Genomic DNA, 21,944 nt, shown 5'->3' with positions numbered 1-21,944 from the left:
AAACCCGTCGAACGGCCTACGGCACCACCACGATCTTCCGCCCCACCCCCGCCGCGAACTGCTCCAGCGCCTGCGGGTACCGCTCCAGCGGGATCCGGTCGCTGATGAACACCCGCGGGTCCAGCACCCCGTTCGCGAACAGCTCGGCCGCACGCTCGAAGCTGTGCAGGACGGCCATCGAACCGGTGATGGTGATCTCCTGGTTGTAGATCCGGTACGGATCGATCGTCACCCGGGTCGCGTAGTCGGCCACCCCGAACTGCAGGAACGTGCCCGCCTTCGCCACCCGGTCCAGACCGTCCTGGATCGCCGCCGCGTTGCCGGTCGCGTCCACGACCACGTCCCAGCCCTGCGGGCGGTCCAGTTCGTCCGCGCTGCCTGCCGCTGCCGAGACACCGAGCAGGCGGGCCGTCTCCAGGCGCGCCGGGTTCACGTCGACCATGTCCACGCTCGCCGCGCCCGTCCGCTTGGCCAGTTCCAGCATCATCAGGCCCATGGTCCCGGAGCCGTAGACCAGGACGTGGGCGCCGAGGCGGGACCGCAGCACGTCGTAGCCGCGGACCGCGCAGGACAGGGGCTCCACCAGGGCCGCGTCCTCGGTGCGCACGTGTTCCGGCAGCTTCACGCAGTTCGCCACCGGGGCGACCGCGTACTGTGCCGCGCCGCCCGCCGTGGTCACGCCGATCGCGGCCCACCGCTCGCACAGGTTGTTGTGACCGGTACGGCAGTAACGGCACTCGTAGCAGTACAGCGAGGGATCCACGGCCACCCGGTCGCCGGTCGCGACCTCGGTGACCTGGCTGCCGACCCCGACCACCGTGCCCGCGAACTCGTGCCCGGGGACGATGGGCAGCTTGGGGGCGAACTCGCCCTGCAGGATGTGCAGGTCGGTGCCGCACAGGCCGCAGGCCGCCACTTCCACGACGACCTCGCGCGGGCCCGGCGTCGGGTCCGGCACCTCGGTGACGACGGCGCGGCCCACGGACTCGATGACGGCGGCCTTCATTTCACGGCTCCCAACGACAGGCCCTGGACCAGCTTGTCCTGGGCGGCGAACCCCGCGGCGAGCACCGGCAGGGAGATGACGAGCGACGCGGCGCACACCTTGGCCAGGAACAGGCCCTGGCTGGTGATGAAGCCGGTCAGGAAGACGGGGGCGGTCTCGGCGACCACGCCCGTGAGGACCCGGGCGAACAGCAGCTCGTTCCAGCTGAAGATGAAGCAGATCAGGGCCGTCGCCGCGATGCCGGGCAGGGCGATCGGGGCCACCACACGCGCGAGGACCGTCGGCAGCCGGGCCCCGTCCACCCGGGCCGCCTCGATGACGGCGACCGGGACCTCGGCGAGGAAGGACTGCATCATCCACACCGCGATCGGCAGGTTCATGGAGGTGTACAGGATGACCAGGAGCCAGATGTTGTCGAGCATCCCGGCGTTCTTGGCGAACAGGTAGACGGGCAGCAGGCCCGCCACGGCCGGCAGCATCTTCGTGGACAGGAAGAAGAACAGGACGTCCGTCCACTTCTTCACCGGCCGGACGGACAGCGCGTACGCCGCCGGAAGGGCCAGCAGGAGGACGCACAGCGTGGAGACCAGTGAGGCCACGGTGGAATTGATCAGCGCGGGCCACGGGCTCGGCCCGCCGCCGCTGCCGAAGAACTCGCGGTAGCCGTCGAGCGTCAGCGGCGCGGCGAAGGACGGCGGGTTGGTCGCGGCGTCGGACTCCGAGTGGAACGACGTCAGCGCCATCCACGCGATCGGCAGGAAGAACACGATCCCGGCCAGCCAGGCCACCAGACCCAGCCCGTTGCGGCGCAGTACGGCGTTCATGCGCGGGACACCTCCTCGCGGAACAGGGACGACACCACGCGCAGGGCGAAGGTCGCGATGACGATCGAGCCGATGACGACCAGGACCCCGGCGGCCGAGGCGAGCCCGTTCTCGTGGGCCTGGTAGAAGCTCTGGTAGACGGTGTAGGGGAGGTTCGCCGTGCCCAGGCCGCCCGACGTGATCGTGAAGACCGCGTCGAAGTTCTGGACGATGTAGATCGAGCCCAGCAGGGCCCCCAGCTCCAGATAGCGGCGCAGATGGGGCAGGGTCAGATGGCGGAAGATCTGCCAGTCGTTCGCGCCGTCGACCCGCGCGGCCTCGATCTGCTGCTGGTCCCGGGACTGCAGCCCGGCGAGCAGGATCAGCATCATGAACGGCGTCCACTGCCACACCAGGGAGGCCTCGACCGCGAGCAGCGGGGTGTGCGAGATCCAGTCGGGCTGTGGGCCGCCCACATAGTGCAACAACCCATTGAGCAGGCCGTATTCGGGGTTGTAGAGCACATGCTTCCAGAGCAGGGCGGCGGCCACCGGCACCACCAGGAACGGCGCGATGAGCAGGGTGCGGACGATGCCCCGGCCGCGGAACCTCCGGTCCAGCAGCAGCGCCAGTGCCAGTCCCAGCACCAGGCTGGCCAGCACCACCGCCACCGTGAGCAGCACGGTCGTCCACACCGAGTGGCGCAGGTCGGCGTCGGTCAGCACCTGGCGGTAGTTGTCGAGGCCGGTGAAGCGCCGGGCCTTGGGGTAGAGGGCGTTCCAGTCGAAGAAGGAGATCACCAGCGTGGCCACGAACGGCAGCTGGGTCACGGCGATCATGAAGACGAGGGCCGGCAGCAGCGGGGCCCGGGTGGCCCAGGCGCGCAGCCGGGCCGAGGGCTGCTTCAGCGTTCTTGCGGGGGCGGCGGCGCAGGGGGCCGTGGTCGTCGCTGTCATCGTCCCTCGTACTCCTTGGAGATCTTCTCGGCGAGCGCCTGCGATGTCTTCAGGGCCGAGGCGACGGACTGGCGTCCGGCGATGGCCGCGCTGATCTCCTGGGAGACCTTGGTGCCGAGGTCGGTGAACTCGGGGATGCCGACGAACTGGATGCCGGGCGCGGGCCGCGGCTGCACCCCGGGGTCGTTCGGGCGGGCGCTCTCGATGGCCTCCCTGGTCATCTCCTGGAAGGACGCCGCCGATGTGCGGTAGTCCGCGTTCGTGTACGTCGACGCCCGCTTGCCCGCGGGGACGTTCGACCAGCCGCTGGTCCTGCCGACCAGCTGCTCGTATCCCTTGCCGGACGCCCAGGAGACGAACTTCCAGGCCTTGTCGGGGTTGCGGGAGGCCTTCTGGATGCCCCAGGCCCAGGTGTACAGCCAGCCGGAGGAGCCGGTCTTCTCGACCGGGGCGGCGGCGTACCCGAGCTTGCCCTTGACCGGGGAGCCGGCTGCCTCCAGCAGCCCGGCCGCGGAGGTGGCGTCGTACCACATGGCGACCTTGCCCTGGGTCATGTCGTTGAGGCATTCGGCGAACCCGGACTGCGCGGCGCCGGACTCTCCGTGCGCACGGACGAGATCGACATAGAACTTTGTCGCCTTCTCGAACTCCGGGGAGTCCAGGTGGGCCTTCCAGTGCTTGTCGAACCAGGTGCCGCCGAAGGTGTTCACGACCGTGGTGAGCGGGGCCATCAGTTCGCCCCAGCCCGGCAGGCCGCGCAGGCAGATGCCCTTCATGCCGGGCTGCGCGCCGTCCGCCCGCGCGGCCAGGCCGGCGACCTGCTGCCAGGTGGGGTGGGCCGGCATGGTCAGGCCCTTCGCCGCGAACACGTCCTTGCGGTACATCAAGAAGGACGACTCGCCGTAGAAGGGCTGCCCGTAGAGCTTGCCGTCGTCGCCCGTGAGGGACTGCCGCATCGGCTTCAGGACGTCCTGTTCGTCGTACGACGGATCCTTCGCGACGTATGTGTTCATCTGGTGCAGCCAGCCGTTGCGGGCGTAGATCGGTATCTCGTAGTTGGAGAGGGTGGCCACGTCGTACTGGCCGGCCTGGTTGGCGAAGTCCTGGCTGATCTTGTCGCGTACATCGTTCTCGGGCAGGACGGTGAAGTTGACCTTGATGCCGGTCTCCTTGGTGAAGTGGGCGGCGGTCAGCTTCTGCAGCTCGGTCATCTGAGGGTTGTTGACCATCAGCACGTTGATGGAGTCGCCGCCGGAACCGGTCCCGCCCGCACCGGCCCAGCAGCCGGAGAGCAGCGGGGCGAGCAGCGTCCCTGCGGCGGCCATGACGAGCGTGGCTCGCGGCCTCCGTCGGCTCGGGATACGCATGGATCGCTCCTGGAGATTTGTGGATATAAGGGGCACTGAGAGGCGGGGAACACCGCCGAGGGGGTGGAGGGGACTTTCAGACCCGGATGACCTGCGGGCCCAGCAGGGAGTAGCGGTGGGCCTCGGCGGCCGGGAGTTGGGTGCTCGTCACGATCGCCTCCAGCGCGCCGATCTCGGCGAACCGGCAGAAGCTGACCGCGCCGAATTTGGTGTGCACGCCCGCGAAGACGGTGCGGCGCGCGGCCCGTACGGCCTCTGCCTTGACCTCGCTGACCGCCGGGTCGGGCGTGGTCAGGCCGTGCTCACGGGAGATGCCGTTGGCGCCGACGTAGGCGAGGTCGAGGACGAAGCCGGCGAGCATCTTCGTCGTCCAGTGATCGACGGTGGCCAGTGTGCCGGATCGCACCCGGCCGCCGAGCAGCAGCACCGAGACCTGCTCGGCCTGCGCCAGGGCGCCCGCGACCGGCAGGGACGCGGTGACCACCGTCAGCCGTCGGTCGGTCGGCAGGGCCTCGGCGATGAGCTGCGGGGTGAAGCCCTCGTCCACGAAGACCGTCTCCGCGTCCCCGAGCAGCTCGGCCGCGGCGGCGGCGATCCGGCGCTTCTCGGGCACGTGGCTGGTGGCGCGGAAGGCGAGTGTCGTCTCGAAGCCGGCGCTCTCCACCGGATAGGCGCCGCCGTGCGTACGACGGATCAGGCCGTGGTCCTCCAGGACGCGCAGATCGCGCCGGACGGTCTCCTTGGCCACGCCCAGCGCGGCGGCGAGCGCGGTGACGTCGACCGAGCCGCTCGCGCGAGCGGCCCGCACGATCTCACGCTGGCGTTCTTCCGCCGTCCTCGTGCTCATGGGGTCACCCACCTTCCACCCTCCCGCGGAGCTGCCCGTTCGGGCCCTCGGGGAAAGTTTCTACCGGGGGTGTGCGCCGCTGACCAGGCCTGTCGGGGGTCCGATACTGCCCGGGTGTGCCCGTTTGCCGGACCGGGCTGCCCGGCCCGGACCTGCGCAGCCGTGCGGCGCGGGGTGGGAGCGGGCGCCGCGGATGCCCGGATACGGCGGGGGCGGGCCCGTTCGGTGCCCGCCCGCGCGCGTGAGCGATGGTTTTCGGCCTGCCGGGGCGCCGCCGAGGTCAGTACGGCCAGAGGGGCGGATCGTTCACGAAGTGCCCGCCGAGGTGGCTGTGCGCCGGGTTCTGCGGGTCCAGCTCGCCCTGCTCGGCGATCAGCTTCCCGGCGTACGGCTCGGAGTCGTCCTGCGGCTCGTAGCCGAGCGCCCGCGCGGTGGTCAGGTCCCACCACAGCCGGGTGTTGGCGGAGGAGCCGTGGACGACCGTGTGGCCGACCTCCTCGGCGGTCAGGGCCGCGTGGAAGAGGCGGGCGCCGTCCGCCGGGCTCATCCACACCGAGAGCATCCGCACGCTGGTCGGCTCCGGGAAGCAGGAGCCGATCCGCACGGACACGGTCTCCAGGCCGTGCTTGTCCCAGTAGAGCTGGGCGAGGTCCTCACCGAAGGCCTTGGACAGACCGTAGAAGGTGTCCGGGCGGTGCGGGGTGTCGACCGGGATCGGCGGCTCGCCCGCGCGCGGGGCGGGGGTGAAGCCGATGGCGTGGTTGGAGGAGGCGAAGACGATCCGCGGCACACCCTCCCGGCGGGCGGCCTCGTACAGGTTGTAGGTGCCCTCGATGTTGGCCTTCAGGATCTTGTCGAAGGGCGCTTCCAGCGAGATGCCCGCGAGGTGGAGAACCGCGTCCACGCCCCGCACGGCCTCGCGCAGCGCCTCCGTGTCGGCGAGGTCGGCGGTGATCGCGTCCGGCTCGCCCTCGACGGGGCGCATGTCGAACAGGCGCAGCGTGTAGCCGTACTCCGGCAGCAGGGACCGCATCAGGGTGCCGAGCCCGCCGGCGGCGCCGGTGAGCAGGACGGTGCGGGGAGCGGGCATCCGGGTTCTCCTTGTGAACGATATTCACATGCGTGGAAACGCTAGAGAGGTTCGCCGTACACCGTCAAGTCTCCCCTGAGGTGCGTGAATTCGCTTCGGTGTCGCGAGTGCGCCCGCTTGACCGGCCGTAGAGGGCCCCTTAGCGTGGTGGCGTTCAGAAATGTAGACGTGAATCAGATACATGCACCGGCGTGTCCCAAGGAGAGCCCGTGACGCCCACTCCTTTCACCGAACGGCTCAGCGATCCGCGCGGGCCCCTCTTCTTTCCCGTCACGGCCTACGGCCCCGACGGCTCACTCGACCTCGACGCCTACCGCACCCATGTGCGCCGGGGCGTCACGGCGGGCGCCGCCGCCGTGTTCGCCTGCTGCGGCACCGGGGAGTTCCACGCGCTGCTGCCGGAGGAGTTCGAAGCCTGCGTCCGGGTGGCCGTGGAAGCGGCCGGCGGACGGGTCCCGGTGGTCGCCGGCGCCGGCTACGGCACCGCGCTCGCCGTCCGTTACGCCCAGCTCGCCGAGGCGGCGGGCGCCGACGGCCTCCTCGCCATGCCGCCGTACCTCGTCCTCGCCGGCCAGGAGGGGCTGCTGCGGCACTACCGGGAGATCGCCGCGGCCACCGCCCTGCCGTTGATCGTCTACCAGCGCGACAACGCCGTCTTCACCCCGCAGACGGTGGTGGAACTCGCCCGCACCGAGGGGATCACCGGCCTCAAGGACGGCCTCGGCGACCTCGACCTGATGCAGCGGATCATCAGCGCCGTACGCACCGAGGCTCCCGGCGACTTCCTCTACTTCAACGGCCTGCCCACCGCCGAGCAGACCCAGCTCGCCTACCACGCCCTCGGTGTCACCCTGTACTCCTCGGCCGTCTTCTGTTTCGCCCCCGAGATCGCCCTCGCCTACCACCGGGCGCTGGCCGCGGGCGAGACGGCGACCGTCCGGCGCCTCCTGGACGGCTTCTACCGTCCGTTCGTGGAACTGCGCGACCAGGGCCGGGGCTATGCCGTCTCGCTCGTCAAGGCGGGTGTACGACTGCGTGGCCTGGACGTCGGCGAGGTCCGGCCGCCGCTGCACGAGCCGGCGGAGGAGCACGTCGGACACCTCGCCCAGCTGATCGAGCGCGGATACGAGCTGCTGGCGGAGGCGGCGTGAAGGCGTCGGCGTTCGTCTACCCCTGGGACGTGAACGGCGACCCCGACGCCCCGGCACGCATCGCCGGGCTCGGCGTCGAGCAGGTGACCCTCGCCGCCGCCTACCACTCCACCCGCGCCCTGACCCCCCGCCACCCCCGCCACCGCATCGTCACCGCCGAGTACGCGGCCGTCCTGTACCCCATGGGCGAGCGCTGGGCAGGCCGCGGCCTCAGGCCGTACCCCGCCGGCCGCTGGGCCCCCGGCGACGCCTACGGCGAGGCGGCAGCGGCCCTGACCGCGGCCGGCCTGGAGGTGCACTCCTGGGTCGTCCTCGCCCACAACTCCCGCCTGGGTGCCGAACACCCGGACACCTCGGTCGTCAACGCCTACGGCGACCCCTACCCCTGGGCGCCCTGCATCGCCCAGCCCGCCACCCGCGCGTACCTGGTCGACCTGGCCGCCGAGGCCGCCGTACGCCCCGGCGCCCACGGCACCGAGCTGGAGTCCCTCGGCTGGTACGGGCTGCAGCACCTGCACGCCCACGACAAGACCTCCGGGGTGCCACTGGGGGAGGCCGGGCAGTACCTGATGTCCCTGTGCTTCTGCCCGACCTGCCGCGCCGGGTACGGCGAACAGGGCCTGGACCCCGAGGTGCTGGCCGCGTCCGTGCGGGCCGCGCTGGAGCCGCTGTGGCGGGGCACGGCGGACGACGAGGGCTGGCTCACGGTCGGGAAGCTGCTCGGCGAGGAAAACGCGGCCCGCACGCGCGCGTGGCGCGAGGACACCGCCGGAACGCTCCAGGAGGAGGCCGTCGCCGCCGTACGCGCCGCCGCACCGGCCGGCTTCCAGGTGCTGCTGCACGCCGATCCGGTCTCCCACCACTGCGGCGCCAACGCCGGCGTCGACCCCGCCCGCGTCCTCGCCGTCGCCGACGGTGTGGTGGTGCCCTGCACGGGCGGAACGGCCCTGCTGGCACCCTTCGCCGAAGCGGCCCGGGAGCGGACGGTGCTGGCCGCCAACCTCACCGTCGTCTCCGGGATGGGCGGCAGCCCCGGGACGCTCGCCGCGGACGCGGCACGCGCGCGTGCCCAGGGCGCGACCGAACTACGGCTCTATCACGCCGGGTTGGCGTCGGACGGCGACCTCGCCCCGGTGCGCGAGGCGCTGTCCGCGCGCTGAGCCAGGGAAGCCGCCGTCCCGAGCAGCGCGAGACCGTACACCGGCAACAGCAGGGCGGGAGAGGCGAGTTCGACCAGGCCCGCGCCGACGGCGAGGCCCACGACGTTGGGCGTGAAGACCAGGGTGCTCGCGGTGGCCGTCGCCCGGCCGAGCAGGGGGCCGGGCGTCTCGCGCTGGACGGCGGTGAACGCGGCGACGAGCACACAGGGCAGCCCGAGGCCGCCCGCCGCGGACGAGGCGAGGGCCACCGCGTCCGACGGCACGGCACGCGCGGCCACCGCGAGCGCCGTCAGCGCGATCCCCGCCGCCGCGAACCGGCGCGCGCCCAGCCGCCGCAGCGCGGCCCCCGAGACGAGACCGGCCGTCACCGAACCGGCGCCCTGGACGGCGTACAGCACACCCGTGTACGCGGGGGAGTGGCCGAGACGGTCGACGACGGCGTACAGCGTCGTGCTGCACAGGGAGCTGACGAGCATCGTCATGCCGCCCGCCCGGACCAGCGGGCGCAGCCCCGGGTGCCCCCACAGGTGCCGGACGCCCGCCACGGTCTCCCGCCGCCAGTCGCCCCCGGACCGGGCGGGCCGCTCCTCACGCACCCGCAGCAGGGCGTACAGCCCGGCGGCGACCGCGAAGGTGCCCGCGTCCAGGCAGGCGACGGCCGGACCGCCGAAGGCCGTGTACAGGGCCGCCCCGGTCAGCGGGGCCACGAGCTTCATGCCCTCGGTGACGGCCATGCGCAGCCCGTTGAAGTCGCCGAGGCGCTCCGGGCCGATCGCCGTGGTCACCAGGGCCGACTCGGCCGCGTCCTGGACGACCTCGGCGGCGCCGTAGACCAGCAGGACCGTGAACAGCAGCCACAGGCCGCCCGGGGAGTCGACGGTGCACAGGGTGGGCAGCAGGACCGCCAGGCCCGCGTTCAGAGCCACCAGCAGCGGCCCGCGCCGCACGCGGTCGGCGATTGTGCCCAGCGCCGGGCCCGCCAGGGTCGGCGCCCACATGGCGAGCATGCACAGGGCGGCCAGGCCGTCGGACCCGGTGAGGTCCTTCACCCACACGCCCGATGCCAGGAACAGCGCCGAGTTGCCGAAGCCCGACACCACCACCGCGGCCAGATACAGCCCCGCGCTGCGGTCCCGCAGCACGCGGAGCAGGGTCCAAGAAGTCGTCATGCCTGCTCATCGTGGGTCTGAGGAGGGCGGGCGCGGATCGGTGAGGTGCCTTATCCGCCGGGCGGGGCGCGGCGGCGGCAATCCGTCGGAACCTGTCAGGAACGCCCTGGGGCGTACGCCGGGCCGGACCTGCCGTCGGCGGACGAGGGGCATCAGCAGAACGTGGGCGAGACCGACGGCGGCGGCCTCGGCGGCCGGGAGTTCGCGTTCACCGCGGTGGCCACCTACGTTGCCTGCAAGGGCCTCGACTCCTGGGCCGGTGATCGCGGTGTGGTGCTGGGCGGCGGACGATCGCCGCGGGAGTGGCTGCGGGGTATCGATGAATTCTCGGGCGCCGGCCGGTCAGCCCTTCGCAGCAGGACCGCAACCGTCAAGGAGTAGGACATGACCATGATCGATCTTGGCCCCCAGACCAGAATGGTGGCTGGGCTGGTCGAAACGGTGACGGACGACCAGCTCACGGCCCCCACGCCGTGCCCGGACCTCGCGGTGCGGAATCTGCTCGGCCACATTCACATGCTCTCCGTGGCCTTCCGCGACGCCGCCCGCAAGGACCTCGGGCCGACGACCGACACCAGCCCGACCGCTACCGTCCCGGACATCGGCCCCGGCTGGCGCGAGAAGCTGCCCGAGGCCCTGGACGAACTCGCCGACGCCTGGCGTGATCCGGCGGCCTGGACCGGCATGACCCGCGCGGGCGGGGTGGACCTGCCGGGCGAGGTCGCCGGTGCCGTCGTCGTCGACGAGCTGGTCATCCACGGCTGGGACCTGGCCCAGGCCATCGGACGCCTCTACGCACCCGACCCCGCCGCCCTGGACTCGGCCCACGGCTTCCTGCTCATGGCGGCCGAGGACCCGGACCGCGGCGGCGGCCTCTTCGGGCCGGTCGTCCCGGTGGCGGAGGACGCGCCGCTGCTGGAGCAGGCGGTGGGGCTGAGCGGGCGGGACCCGATGTGGCGTCCATGACTGAGTAGGAGGGCAGCTGCGGCATGAGTACGTGCACCGGTGTGGCGGCCGCCGTGACGCCGGTTCACTGCTCGCATGACGACACAGCACATCACCCCGCTTCCGGGGCCGGCCGACCGTGACGCGCGGGACCGCCGGGCCTGGGTGGCACCGACGATCGCGACGGCCCTCCTGGGCGTGCTCGGCCCGGCCGCCGTCGTCCTGGCCGGGTTCTCCGTGATGGCGACGGACAGCTGCGGCCCCGACGACTGCTCGGCCGCGCTGAACACCTCCCTGTCCTGGATCTTCGGACTGCTCCGCTACGGCGGCCCGCTGTGCGTCGGCACCCTGCTCACGGCCTGGCTGCTGCCCTGGACACGCCGCTGGTCCGTGACGCGCGCCTGGACGGCGGTCCTGGCCGTGCTGCCGCCCCTGGGCGTGCTGCTCCTGGTGTTCACCCTGCCGGCCCCGTGACGGGCCGCGTGCACCTTTTTGTCAGAAGCATTGACGAATCACGAGCCCCCTCCTACTTTCAACGCGTCGCACTTCGTACGTCATATATGAGACGCGATATGTGAGATCCGAGAGGGCCGCATGACCTCCGTGCCCACACCGATCCCGTCCCGCACGCAGTACGTGCTGGACGCGATCAAACTCCGCATCCTGACCGGCCGGCTGTCACCCGGTCAGGCCCTGGTCGAGACGGAGCTCGCCGCGCAGTTCGGAGTGTCCAAGACCCCGGTGCGGGAGGCGCTGAAGACCCTCGCGGGGACCGGACTCGTCGTGATGAGCCAGTACAAGGGCGTCACGGTGCGCATGGTGGACGCCGACATGGCGCGCGAGGTCTACGACGTGCGGCTGCTGCTGGAGCCGGAGGCGCTGCGCAGGACCGTCGGGCGCGGAGCCTGCCTCGACGCCGCCCGTGACGCGCTCGACCGGGCCGACCACGCCACCGACACCGCCGAACGGTCCCTCGCCAACCGGGAGTTCCACCGCGCCCTGTACCTGCCGTGCGGCAACCCGCTGCTCGGCCGGATGCTGGACGAGGTCCGCGACCAGGCCGCCCTGGTCTCCGCCGTCGCCTGGGCCGCCGACCCCTCCTGGGAGCGGGAGGCCGCCGAGCACCGGGAGATCCTGCGGCTGGCGCTCGATGGCGACGCCGACGGCGCGGCGCGCGCCCTGCACGCCCACATCGCCTCCTTCATCCAGCGCGCTTTCCCCTCGGACGCCCAGGACACCGAGTCCCGGCCGGAGGAAGGTCATCGATGAGCAGTGTGACGTTCGAGACCCAACGGGCGGCGTCGGCCGACGTGGTGGCCATCCCGGTGACTCCGTTCGCCGAGGACGGCACCGTCGAGCAGGACACCCACCGGGCCCTGCTGCGTCGCCTGCTCGACGGCGGGATCCACACCCTCACCCCGGGCGGCAACACCGGCGAGTTCTACGCCCTCACCCCCCAGGAGCGGCGCGTGGTCACCGAGCTGACCGTCGAGGAGGCGGGCGGGCGTGCCGTGATCCTCGTCGGCGTCGGGCACGACCTGCCCACTGCCATCGCCGCCGCACGGCACGCCCGCGACCTCGGCGCCGGGATGGTCATGGTCCACCAGCCCGTCCACCCCTGCGTCTCGGCGGCCGGCTGGGTCGACTACCACCGGGCCATCGCCGAGTCCGCGCCCGGGCTGGGTGTGGTGCCGTACATCCGCAACGCCCAGCTGCCCGGCGCCCGGCTCGCCGAACTCGCCGACCACTGCCCGAACGTCATCGGGGTCAAGTACGCCGTCCCGGATGCCGCACGCTTCGCGGCCTTCGCCCGTGACGCCGGTCTTGCCGAGCCGTACGCCCCCTCCTACTTCTCCGCGGGCGCCACCGGCTTCACCTCGGGGCTCGTGAACGTCGCGCCGGCCGTGTCGCTGAACATGATGGAAGCGCTTCGATCGGGCGACTGTCCGGCGGCCATGAAGGTGTGGGAACAGATCCGCCGCTTCGAGGAGCTCCGCGCCGCCCACGGCTCCGCCGACAACGTCACCGTCGTCAAGGAAGCCCTCGCCGCGCTCGGCCTGTGCCGCCGCGACGTCCGCCCGCCGAGCAGGCCCCTGCCCGAGCACAAGCGCGCCGAGGTCGCCGCCATCGCCGCCGGATGGTCCCTATGAGGAAGCTGAGAAGCCACCAGTGGTACGGGACCGACGGGTTGCGTTCGTTCAGTCACCGGGCCCGGACCCGGCAGCTCGGGTATCTGCCCGAGGAGCACCTGGGCAAGCCCGTGATCGCCGTGCTCAACACCTGGTCCGACATCAACCCGTGCCATGTGCACCTGCGGGATCGCGCCCAAGCGGTGAAGCGCGGGGTGTGGCAGGCCGGCGGGTTTCCCCTGGAGTTCCCGGTCTCGACGCTGAGCGAGACCTTCCAGAAGCCGACGCCGATGCTCTACCGGAACCTGCTGGCGATGGAGACCGAGGAACTGCTGCGGTCCTATCCGGTCGACGGTGCCGTGCTGATGGGCGGGTGCGACAAGTCGACGCCCGCGCTGCTGATGGGTGCGGCCAGCGCCGGTCTGCCGGCCGTCTTCGTGCCTGCCGGGCCCATGCTGCCGGGGCACTGGCGGCGCGAGGTGCTCGGCTCCGGTACGGACATGTGGAAGTACTGGGACGACAAGCGGGCCGGTCTCCTCGGCGACTGCGAGATGGCCGAGCTGGAGAGCGGCCTGGCCCGTTCGCCCGGGCACTGCATGACCATGGGTACGGCGTCCACGCTGACGGCCGCCGCCGAGGTCCTCGGCGTGACCGTGCCGGGCGCGTCGAGCATTCCCGCCGTCGACTCCGGGCACGGGCGGATGGCCGCCAAGGCCGGGATGACCGCCGTGGAGCTGGTCCGGAACGACCGGAGGCTGTCGCGGATCCTCACCCGTGAGGCGTTCGAGGACGCGGTCACGACCGTGCTCGGCCTCGGCGGCTCCACCAACGCCGTGATCCATCTGATCGCCATGGCCGGCCGTGCCGGGGTGAAGCTCACCCTGGACGACTTCGACCGCATCGCCCGGACCGTGCCCGTACTCGCCAACGTCCGCCCCGGCGGCCGTGAGTACCTGATGGAGGACTTCCACTTCGCGGGCGGCCTGCCCGGCTTCCTGTCGCGGATCACCGATCTGCTCCATCTGGACCGGCCGACGGTGTCGTACGACACCCTGCGCGAGCAGCTGCAGGGCGCCCAGGTGCACGACGACGACGTCATCCGCCCCCGCGACAACCCGGTCGCGAGCGAGGGCGGGGTCGCGGTCCTGCGGGGCAACCTCTGCCCGGACGGCGCCGTCATCAAGCACATCGCCGCCGAGCCCCGCTTACTGAAGCACACCGGCCCGGCCGTCGTCTTCGACGACTACAGGACCATGCAGCGCACCATCAACGACCCCGCCCTCGGCATCACCGCCGACAGCGTGCTGGTGCTGCGGGGCGCCGGGCCCAAGGGCGGGCCGGGCATGCCCGAGTACGGCATGCTCCCCATCCCGGACCACCTGCTCAAGCAGGGTGTGCGGGACATGGTCCGGATCTCCGACGCCCGGATGAGCGGCACCGGTTACGGCGCCTGCGTCCTGCACGTGGCCCCGGAGTCGTACATCGGCGGCCCGCTCGCGCTCGTGCGCACCGGGGACCTCATCACCCTGGACGTCGAGGCCCGCAGCCTCCGTCTCCACGTGGACGACGAGGAGCTGGAGGGCAGGCGGCTCGCGTGGACCCCGCCGCCGCCCCGGTACGAGCGCGGCTACGGCGTCCTCTACAACGGGCAGATCACCCAGGCCGACACCGGCTGCGACTTCGAGTTCCTGGCCCGGCCGGGCACGGTGCCGGACCCCTACGCCGGCTGAGCCACGCATCGAGAGAGGTGAAGCGCTTCACCCATGCGCATGCAGCAAGCGCCTCCTGCGCAGGCTGCCGCACCTGTTGACCGCCCCGGCGGCCCTGCTGATGCTGGGCTTCATCGCCTACCCGGTGCTCAGCGTCTTCCACTGCAGCCTGCAGAACTCGCCTTCATCCGGGTCGGTGACCCGTTGGACCTGCCTGGACGACTGGGCGTCATGGGAGGGGTGCTGATGCCCGGCAGACGCACGCTCCTCGGCCCAGTCGATCAGTTCAGATGCCACAGCGCGTACGTGGCAAGAAGCAGGACCAAGCCCGCGCACGCCATCACCGCTCCCAGGAACCGCAGATAGCCCGCAGACGCGAAGAGCGTGGGCGATCCGCCGAGACGCCCCACGGCCGCCCACCGTTCCTCGTTCCTGCGCCGAATCCGCTCGGCCCTGCTCGTGGTGATTCCGCGCACGTCGAAGGCCCAGTTCACACCGCACCACAGGGCGGCCAGGCCGCCCAGGGCGAAGACGACGAGCAACACCGGGGATGGTCCGTGGGTCCCCGCGGCGACGTACTGCATATGTGGTGATCCTTTTCTCGTATCGATCGGATAACACCGCTCGCAGAGCCGGAGTTATGCGCGTAGACATTCTCTGACCTGGTACATCACTCTCATCCACCAGATCCGGAGAATCCATGCGGAAGTCCCACAGAGTCGTCACCGCCGGTGTCGCCTGTGCTCTTGCCGGTGCCGCGCTGTACGGCGCGGGCGCTGCCACCGCCGGGCAGTCGACGGCGAACTCCACCCACGAGCCCTACAACATAGGGCAGTTGGTGAAGGACATAGACAGCTATTACGGCACCACCGCCGACAGCAACGGCGTCTACCAGGCGTCCCCGGACAGCCCGTACGCCAAGGACCTGGCGGACATGGACGCCGCCGCCAAGCGCTACATCGACAAGGCGGCTCGCAAGGCGCACCGGCACGGCGAGAAGCCGGCCGTCGTCTTCGACATCGACGACACGCTGCTGCTCAGCCTCGACTACGAGAAGCGCTACAACTACACGTACAACCCCACCACGTGGAACGACTACGTGAACCGCGCCGACCGCCCGGCGGTCTTCGGCAGCCCCGAACTGGTCCAGTACGCCGCGTCCAAGGGTGTCGAGGTCTTCTACAACTCCGGCCTCAGCGAGGCGCAGCGCGCCGCCGCGGTCGCCAACCTGAAGAAGGTCGGCGCCGATGTGAACCTCGACGCCGACCACATGTTCCTCAAGGACAAGGCCAACCCGCCGGCCTATCTGAGCGACTGCGCCACCCCGAACGCCTGGAACTGCACGACCGTGCAGTACAAGTCCGGGACGCGCAAGCACATCGAGGACGACCTGGGTTACGAGGTCATCGCCAACTTCGGCGACCAGTACTCGGACCTCGACGGCGGCTACGCCGACCGCACGTACAAGCTGCCGAACCCGACCTACTTCGTCTCCTGACGGTCATCAGTAGGTTCTGAGCAGCCGCTCGTACCCGGCCCCCGCCACGGCACAACCGTGCCGTGGCGGGGGCCGGCCGGAAGGGCGGCGTCGCGCCCGCCGCCCGCGTGGTTGTACTGCGGCTCTTCCAGCAGTGATTCGTACGGAACTTCGAACGTCGTATGACACGTCGAACGCTCTTCTGTAACACGAAGAAAACCTGAAACGGGTTCGACGAGGGAACAATCCAGCCAGCATCCGCACGTCGGTCATCAGGTGGCGAGGAGTGGGACCATGTCAGTGGACCGGTACTTCAGGATCTCCGAGCGGGGATCCACCTTCGGCCGGGAGATACGCGGCGGTTTCGCCACGTTCTTCACCATGGCCTACATCCTTGTCCTGAATCCGATCATCCTGGGCAGCGCCAAGGACAAGTTCGGCCACTCCCTCGACACCGGCCAACTCGTCACCGCCACGGCGCTGGTGGCCTGTGTGATGACGATCGTCATGGGCGTCGGCGGCAACCTCCCGCTGGCCGTCGCCGCCGGCCTCGGCCTCAACGCCGTCGTCGCCTTCCAGCTGGCGCCCCTGATGAGTTGGGCCGACGCGATGGGCCTGGTGGTCCTGGAAGGCCTCGTCATCTGCCTCCTGGTCCTCACCGGACTGCGGGAAGCCATCATGAACGCGATCCCGCAGCAGCTGAAGCAGGCCATCGGCGTCGGCATCGGACTGTTCATCGCCTTCATCGGCTTCGTCGACGCCGGGTTCGTCAGCCGCATCCCGGACGCCGCCCACACCACCGTGCCGGTCCAGCTCGGTGCGGTCGGCCGGCTGACCGGCTGGCCCGTGCTCGTCTTCTGTCTCGGCGTGCTGCTGACCATCGCGCTGCTCGCCCGGAGGGTGAAGGGCGCGATCCTCATCAGCATCGTGACGATGACCGTCGTCGCGATCGTCCTCAACGCCGTCGCCGACATCAAGAGCTGGGGCCTGACCACGCCCAAGGTCCCCGACAGGATCGTCGCCGCCCCGGACTTCGGACTGATCGGTCACTTCAGCCTGTTCGGCGGCTTCGCCAAGGCCGGGGTGCTCACCGCCGTGCTGCTGGTGTTCACCCTGGTCCTGTCCGACTTCTTCGACGCCATGGGCACGATCGTCGGCATCAGCGCGGAGGCCGGGCTGCTCGACGAGAAGGGGCAGGTGCCCGGCATCGGCCGCGTGCTGTTCATCGACGGCGCCGCAGCCGCAGTCGGCGGCCTCGGCTCCGCCTCCTCCAACACCGCCTACATCGAGTCCGCCGCCGGCGTCGGCGAGGGCGCCCGCACCGGCCTCGCCAACCTGGTCACCGGCGGCCTCTTCGGTCTCGCCCTCTTCCTCGCCCCGCTGCTCACCATCGTCCCGCTCCAGGCGGCGGCGCCCGCGCTGATCGCGGTGGGCTTCCTGATGATGACCCACGTCAAGCACATCGACTGGGACCGGTACGAGATCGCCGTCCCGGCGTTCCTCACCATCGCCGCGATGCCGTTCACCTACTCCATCACCGACGGCATCGGGGCCGGATTCCTGTCCTACGTCGTCATCAAGACGGTGCTGGGGAAGGCGCGGGAGGTCAACTGGCTGCTGTGGGCGGTCTCGGCGCTGTTTCTGGTGTACTTCGCGATCGACCCGGTCGAGCAGGTTCTCGGGGTGAAGTGAAGGGCGTCACTTGAGTGCCGCCTGCATCATCGCCCTGGCCACCGGCGCCGCCAGACCGTTGCCGCTGACCTCCGACCTCGCCGCGTCCGACTGCTCCACCATCACGGCGACGGCCACTTCCTTGCCGCTGCTGTCGGACTTGCCGAAGGACGTGAACCAGGCGTACGGCGTCTTGCTGTTGTTCTCGCCGTGCTGGGCGGTGCCCGTCTTGCCGCCGACGGTGGCGCCGTCGATCAGGGCGTTCGTGCCCGTGCCCTCCTTGACCACCGTCTCCATCGCCGACTGAAGCTGCTCGGCGGTGGAGGAGCTGATGATCTCCTTGCTGTCCGCGTCGTCGTCGTAGTTGTGCAGCACAGCACCGCCGCTGTCGGTGATCTGCGACACCATGTGCGGCGAGACCAGCTTGCCGCCGTTGGCTATGGCCGCGGACACCATGGCCATCTGCAGGGGGGTCGCGGTGACGTCGAACTGGCCGATGCCGGAGAACGCGGTCTGCGGCTCGTCCATGCCGGAGGGGTACACACTGGCGTAGGCCCGCACCGGCACGTCCTGCTTGTCGTCGTTGAAGCCGAACTTCTCGGCCATCGCCTTCACCTTGTCCTGGCCGAGCTGGACGGCCATATGGCCGAAGACGTTGTTGCAGGAGTACTGCAGGGCGACGCGGATCGAGGCGTTCTTGCACGGCGCCGACCTGTTCTCGTTCACCAGCACGTGCGTCGTGCCCCGCGGGGTGTAGGGGTCCGGGCTGTCGGTCTGCTCGTTCACGGTCTTGTACAGCCCGTCCTCCAGCGCTGCCGCCGCCACCACCAGCTTGAACGTGGAGCCGGGCGGCAGCGGCTGGCGCAGCGCCCGGTTGGTGAGCGGCTTGTCCTTGTCCGCGTTGAGCTGCTTCCAGGCGATCCCTGCCGTGTTGGCGTCGGTCAGCGAGGACGGGTCGTACGACGGCGTGGACACCACCGCGAGGATCTTGCCGGTCTTCGGGTCGACCGCGACGGCCGCGCCCTTGTTGCCGCCGAGCGCGCGGTACGCCGCCTTCTGCACGGCCGGGTCGATCGTCGTGAGCACGTTGCCCGGGTCGGCGCGCTTGCCGGTGAGCGTGTCCATCACGGTCTTCAGCCGGTTGTCCGTGCCGTTCAGCAGGTCCGCGTAGATGCCCTCCAGCTGGGTCGGGGCATAGGCCTGCGAGGCATAACCCGTCACCGCGGCGTAGAGCTTGCCGTCCGTGTACGTCCGCCTGTACGCGAGGTCGCTCCCTTTCGTCCGCGTCGAGCCGGTGATCGCGTTCCCGGCCACGATGATGTTCCCGAGCGGCCGCGAGTACGTCTGTATCGCGTTCCGCCGGTTGCTGTTGTCGTCCGCGAGGGCCTTGCCGTCGTAGAACTGCACCCAGGTCGCCCTGACCAGCAGAGCGAGCACGAGCAGCAGCGCGAAGACGGACGCCCGCCTGATCGTCTTGTTCATCCCGCTTCGAAGACGATCGGGACGGGGCCGATCGTTCCCGTACGCCCCGTTTTCTCATCGCCCGCTCAGAAAACCGGCCTCGTACGCGGCGATCACCGCCTGGGTGCGGTCCCGGGCGCCGGTCTTCGCGAGGACCGCCGCCACGTGCGACTTCACGGTCGCGGGGCCCACGTCCAGCCGCCGGGCGATCTCGGCGTTGGTCAGTCCGTCGGCCATGTGCCGCAGCACATCGCGCTCACGTCCGGTGAGCTTGCTCACCCAGGGCGCGGCCGATGCGGTGCCGCGCGCGTGCTGGGCCGCGAGGGACCGCACGGCCGACGGGAACAGCAGGGTGTCGGTGCGCGCGACCAGCCGTACCGCCTGCACCAGGGCATCGGCGTCCGACCGCTTCAGCAGGAAGCCGGCGGCACCGGCGCGCAGGGCGTCGTACACGTACGCGTCGTTCTCGAAGGTGGTCACGACGACGATCCGCGGCGGCTGTGCCACGGCGGCGACGATCTGCTCGGTGGCCCGGATGCCGTCGACCTCGGGCATCCGGACGTCCATGAGCACGACGTCGGGCCGCAGTTCCCGGACCACGGACACGGCCTCGGCGCCGGTGGTCGCCTCGCCGACGACCTCCAGGCCCGGCTCGGCGGAGAGGATGGCGCGCAGGGCGGTGCGGACCATGCGCTCGTCGTCGGCGAGGACGATCCGGATGGCGGGCTGGGTCATGCGGGTCCCTTCGGGAGCGGTCGGGGTTGCGTGTCGGCTGCCGTCGCGGCCGTGGTCAGGGGCAGGCGTACATGCAGGCGCCAGGTGCCGCCCGACGGTCCCGCCTGTGCCGTGCCGCCCAGCAGCCGCACCCGGTCGGCGATGCCCCGTAGTCCGTGGCCGCCGCCGGGGCGGGGAGCCGTGGCCGTGCCCAGGGGGTTCTCGACGGTGATCTCCAGGTGGCCGGCGGAAGCGCAGATGCGCACGGCGACCGCCGTGCCGGCGTGCTTCAGGGCGTTGCTCAGGCCCTCCTGCACGATCCGGTACGCCTCCCGGGAGACCAGCGCCGGCAGCGCGGCGGGGTCGAGACCGACGGTGGCCGTCACGGGCTGTCCGGCGGCCCTGGTCCGGCGCAGCAGCCCGTCGAGGTCGGTCGCGAGGGTCGGCGCCGGCGCGGTGCCCGGCGTGTCCCCGTCGCGCAACACGCCGAGCACGGCGTCGAGTTCGCCGACCGTGCGCCGGGTGGTCTCCTCGATGGCGGCGAGCGCCTCGCGGACGAACTCCGGGTCGGAGCCGAGGAGCCGGCGGGCCGCGCTCGCCTGGAGGGTGACGGCGCTCAGGGCGTGTCCGACGGAGTCGTGCAGCTCGCGGGCGAGCCGGTTGCGTACGGCGAGGTCGGCGGCCCGGGCCTCGGCGGCGGCCAGCCGGTCCTGCGGGGTGGGTCCGAGCAGCGCGGGCGCCCAGCGGGCCAGCAGGGCGCCGCAGCCGGCCGCGCACGCGGCGAGCGCGCACAGCATGGCCAGGCCCGCGACCGGGGACAGGGCCAACGCCCAGGGGTGGTCGAGGGCTTCGGGCAGGCCGAGCGGGGAGTGGCGCAGTCCGGCGAACAGGGGCAGTACGACCAGCACCGCGGCGAACGGCGGCACGGCCAGCGACATGCCGGAGATGATCCCGCCGAGGCCGAGGTGCAACGTGAACCAGGCCGCCGTACGGCCTCGTTCGGCCCGCGTCCGGGCCGGGCCGTGGGCGAGTGCCTCCGCGTCGATACCGCACAGGGCCCGCGCGGCGGCCGACTCCAGCGGCCGGGCCGACGGGAACAGCGCGGTGACGGCGGCCAGCGGCAACCCGACGGCGAACGAGCCGAGTTGCAGGGGGAGCGAACGGAAGACGTCGTCCACGCCGGTGAGCGGCCCGACGACCAACGAACCGACGAGGACGTACGGCATGGCGAGCGCGCCGCCGAGGATGAGATGGATCCAACGGCGCCGCGCCCGCCCGCCGAACAGCGGCCTCAACGCCCTTGTCACCGCGGTGCCTTGGCGGGCCGGTCCGCGAGGAAGTGGGCGATGACGCTCGCCACGAGCAGGCCGGTGATCATCTGCCCAGCGTAGGTGAGGCTGGTCAGCGGTGTCGGCCTGTAGGCCGTCACCAGCGTTCCCAGCGATATCCAGCCGCCCCAGCACGTCACGGCCCCGGAGCCGGTCCAGGCCAGCGCCAGCGGCACGGCGACCGGCAGGGCACGGCCCCGGCGGAACGCGAGCTGCCAGGCACCGGTGACGGCCATGGCCAGGAAGAGGACGAAGACGCACTGCAGGGACCGGGCACCGCTGCCGTCCGCCGAGGCCGCCCCGAAGGCCCGCAGCAGCCGCACCACGCCGGGGAACAGCGCGAGAAGCGCGGCCGTCACGGCCGTCAGCCGCTGCGCCCCCGTAGCGCCCCCGGCCGGCAGCTCCCGCACCCGCCCCCGCCACAGGTGCCCCCAGCGCTCACGGGCGTACCCCGCGAACAGCGCGCCGAGCGCCAGCCCCTGAACGATGAACCCGCTGTAGACCACCGCGAAGACCCAGTCGGCCAGGAAGGGTCTGCCGTCGCTGTGGCCGCCTCCGCCGCCGTGCAGGACCAGTTGCAGCGGGAAGCCCACCATGATGGGTGCGAGGAGTCCCACAGCGAGCCACATCGGCACCGCGAGCAGCCAGGCCGGCACCCGCCGGCCCCACGGACGGGTCAGCAGCAGCGCGAGCACGACGACGGCCGCGTCCATCAGCACGGTGACGCCGTTGGCGAGCGCCGCGGTCAGCCGGTGCTCCAGCAGCGGACTGCCGTCCGGGATGCCGAGGTGGCTGCCGGCGATCCAGGCGGCCTTGAGGGACATGTACGGCAGGCAGGCGGTGATGGCCACGAGCCGGAGCGAACGGCGTCGCGTGGAGATGCCGGCCGTGAGAGCGGCCGTTGAGATCGTCATGCCCCAACGCTCCCGCGTCGCCCCGGGCGAGCACCTCCTGCGGCCCG

23 protein-coding genes are annotated in these 21,944 nt (G+C 71.3%); 11 read left to right on the top strand and 12 right to left on the bottom strand.

Annotation, left to right across the window (positions count from 1 at the left end; genetic code table 11):
* Window positions 1-16 precede the first annotated feature (16 nt).
* The 6 genes from ACZ41I_RS21225 to ACZ41I_RS21200 all read right to left on the bottom strand — a co-directional run bounded on the left by ACZ41I_RS21225 (window position 17) and on the right by ACZ41I_RS21200 (window position 6,069).
* Window positions 17-1,006: a zinc-dependent alcohol dehydrogenase family protein gene (locus ACZ41I_RS21225; protein ID WP_363217084.1), complete on the bottom strand. Its 990-nt coding sequence runs from the start codon at window positions 1,004-1,006 to the stop codon at window positions 17-19.
* Window positions 1,003-1,830, bottom strand: coding sequence for a carbohydrate ABC transporter permease (locus ACZ41I_RS21220; protein WP_363217083.1), 828 nt, complete (start codon window positions 1,828-1,830; stop codon window positions 1,003-1,005). The genes ACZ41I_RS21225 and ACZ41I_RS21220 overlap by 4 nt, the downstream gene beginning before the upstream one ends.
* The gene (locus ACZ41I_RS21215; protein WP_468514794.1) at window positions 1,827-2,765 is read right to left on the bottom strand and encodes a carbohydrate ABC transporter permease; all 939 of its coding nucleotides are present in this window, start codon (window positions 2,763-2,765) and stop codon (window positions 1,827-1,829) included. The genes ACZ41I_RS21220 and ACZ41I_RS21215 overlap by 4 nt, the downstream gene beginning before the upstream one ends.
* Window positions 2,762-4,132, bottom strand: coding sequence for an ABC transporter substrate-binding protein (locus tag ACZ41I_RS21210; protein ID WP_468514793.1), 1,371 nt, complete (start codon window positions 4,130-4,132; stop codon window positions 2,762-2,764). The genes ACZ41I_RS21215 and ACZ41I_RS21210 overlap by 4 nt, the downstream gene beginning before the upstream one ends.
* Window positions 4,133-4,208: 76 nt before the next feature.
* The gene (locus ACZ41I_RS21205) at window positions 4,209-4,979 is read right to left on the bottom strand and encodes a DeoR/GlpR family DNA-binding transcription regulator (RefSeq protein ID WP_468514792.1); all 771 of its coding nucleotides are present in this window, start codon (window positions 4,977-4,979) and stop codon (window positions 4,209-4,211) included.
* Between the two features lie 280 nt (window positions 4,980-5,259).
* Entirely contained in the window at window positions 5,260-6,069 is an 810-nt protein-coding gene (locus ACZ41I_RS21200; RefSeq protein WP_468514791.1) for an NAD-dependent epimerase/dehydratase family protein, read from the bottom strand.
* Window positions 6,070-6,278: 209 nt separating this feature from the next.
* Here ACZ41I_RS21200 and ACZ41I_RS21195 point away from each other — a divergent pair, with 209 nt between their 5' ends.
* Window positions 6,279-7,220, top strand: a complete 942-nt coding sequence (locus ACZ41I_RS21195) for a 5-dehydro-4-deoxyglucarate dehydratase (protein WP_399770282.1) — start codon at window positions 6,279-6,281, stop codon at window positions 7,218-7,220.
* A complete protein-coding gene (locus ACZ41I_RS21190) occupies window positions 7,217-8,380 on the top strand; it encodes a hypothetical protein (RefSeq protein ID WP_468514790.1) in 1,164 nt (387 codons plus the stop codon). The genes ACZ41I_RS21195 and ACZ41I_RS21190 overlap by 4 nt, the downstream gene beginning before the upstream one ends.
* Here ACZ41I_RS21190 and ACZ41I_RS21185 read toward each other — a convergent pair.
* The gene (locus ACZ41I_RS21185; protein ID WP_468514789.1) at window positions 8,317-9,549 is read right to left on the bottom strand and encodes an MFS transporter; all 1,233 of its coding nucleotides are present in this window, start codon (window positions 9,547-9,549) and stop codon (window positions 8,317-8,319) included. The genes ACZ41I_RS21190 and ACZ41I_RS21185 overlap by 64 nt on opposite strands.
* A gap of 162 nt (window positions 9,550-9,711) precedes the next feature.
* Between ACZ41I_RS21185 and ACZ41I_RS21180 the strand changes: the two genes are divergently transcribed.
* From ACZ41I_RS21180 to ACZ41I_RS21150, 7 genes are all read left to right on the top strand, one after another.
* Window positions 9,712-9,930 (top strand): hypothetical protein, encoded by a 219-nt coding sequence (locus ACZ41I_RS21180; protein ID WP_468514788.1) that lies wholly within the window; start codon window positions 9,712-9,714, stop codon window positions 9,928-9,930.
* Window positions 9,931-9,933: 3 nt separating this feature from the next.
* Window positions 9,934-10,515 (top strand): TIGR03086 family metal-binding protein, encoded by a 582-nt coding sequence (locus tag ACZ41I_RS21175; RefSeq protein ID WP_363220347.1) that lies wholly within the window; start codon window positions 9,934-9,936, stop codon window positions 10,513-10,515.
* Between the two features lie 75 nt (window positions 10,516-10,590).
* Complete coding sequence (locus ACZ41I_RS21170; protein ID WP_468514787.1) at window positions 10,591-10,968, top strand: hypothetical protein; 378 nt, start codon at window positions 10,591-10,593, stop codon at window positions 10,966-10,968.
* 120 nt (window positions 10,969-11,088) lie between these two features.
* Window positions 11,089-11,763 (top strand): GntR family transcriptional regulator, encoded by a 675-nt coding sequence (locus ACZ41I_RS21165; RefSeq protein WP_468514786.1) that lies wholly within the window; start codon window positions 11,089-11,091, stop codon window positions 11,761-11,763.
* Window positions 11,760-12,644: a dihydrodipicolinate synthase family protein gene (locus ACZ41I_RS21160; protein ID WP_468514785.1), complete on the top strand. Its 885-nt coding sequence runs from the start codon at window positions 11,760-11,762 to the stop codon at window positions 12,642-12,644. The genes ACZ41I_RS21165 and ACZ41I_RS21160 overlap by 4 nt, the downstream gene beginning before the upstream one ends.
* Window positions 12,641-14,353, top strand: coding sequence for an L-arabinonate dehydratase (araD, locus tag ACZ41I_RS21155; protein ID WP_468514784.1), 1,713 nt, complete (start codon window positions 12,641-12,643; stop codon window positions 14,351-14,353). Before ACZ41I_RS21160 ends, araD begins: the two co-directional genes overlap by 4 nt.
* Window positions 14,354-14,429: 76 nt before the next feature.
* Window positions 14,430-14,579 (top strand): hypothetical protein, encoded by a 150-nt coding sequence (locus ACZ41I_RS21150; protein ID WP_468514783.1) that lies wholly within the window; start codon window positions 14,430-14,432, stop codon window positions 14,577-14,579.
* Between the two features lie 34 nt (window positions 14,580-14,613).
* On the opposite strand, the gene ACZ41I_RS21145 is transcribed toward ACZ41I_RS21150, so the two are convergent.
* The gene (locus ACZ41I_RS21145) at window positions 14,614-14,916 is read right to left on the bottom strand and encodes a hypothetical protein (protein ID WP_399770301.1); all 303 of its coding nucleotides are present in this window, start codon (window positions 14,914-14,916) and stop codon (window positions 14,614-14,616) included.
* 116 nt (window positions 14,917-15,032) lie between these two features.
* On the opposite strand from ACZ41I_RS21145, the gene ACZ41I_RS21140 reads away from it, so the two are divergent.
* The gene (locus tag ACZ41I_RS21140; protein WP_363220341.1) at window positions 15,033-15,830 is read left to right on the top strand and encodes an HAD family acid phosphatase; all 798 of its coding nucleotides are present in this window, start codon (window positions 15,033-15,035) and stop codon (window positions 15,828-15,830) included.
* 273 nt (window positions 15,831-16,103) lie between these two features.
* Window positions 16,104-17,501 (top strand): NCS2 family permease, encoded by a 1,398-nt coding sequence (locus ACZ41I_RS21135; protein WP_468514782.1) that lies wholly within the window; start codon window positions 16,104-16,106, stop codon window positions 17,499-17,501.
* Window positions 17,502-17,507: 6 nt separating this feature from the next.
* Here ACZ41I_RS21135 and ACZ41I_RS21130 read toward each other — a convergent pair whose 3' ends face one another.
* The 4 genes from ACZ41I_RS21130 to ACZ41I_RS21115 are packed head-to-tail and all read right to left on the bottom strand — an operon-like array spanning window position 17,508 to window position 21,897.
* Entirely contained in the window at window positions 17,508-18,962 is a 1,455-nt protein-coding gene (locus ACZ41I_RS21130; protein ID WP_399770307.1) for a peptidoglycan D,D-transpeptidase FtsI family protein, read from the bottom strand.
* Between the two features lie 54 nt (window positions 18,963-19,016).
* A complete protein-coding gene (locus tag ACZ41I_RS21125; RefSeq protein ID WP_468514781.1) occupies window positions 19,017-19,676 on the bottom strand; it encodes a response regulator transcription factor in 660 nt (219 codons plus the stop codon).
* A complete protein-coding gene (locus ACZ41I_RS21120; protein WP_399770310.1) occupies window positions 19,673-20,962 on the bottom strand; it encodes a sensor histidine kinase in 1,290 nt (429 codons plus the stop codon). Before ACZ41I_RS21120 ends, ACZ41I_RS21125 begins: the two co-directional genes overlap by 4 nt.
* Window positions 20,959-21,897, bottom strand: a complete 939-nt coding sequence (locus ACZ41I_RS21115; RefSeq protein ID WP_399770312.1) for a hypothetical protein — start codon at window positions 21,895-21,897, stop codon at window positions 20,959-20,961. Before ACZ41I_RS21115 ends, ACZ41I_RS21120 begins: the two co-directional genes overlap by 4 nt.
* Window positions 21,898-21,944: the final 47 nt, after the last annotated feature.

The sequence above is a fragment of the Streptomyces sp. NPDC030799 genome (assembly GCF_055572255.1).
Note: the sequence above shows the minus strand (reverse complement) of the source record. Positions and strands in the feature narration are given on the sequence as shown.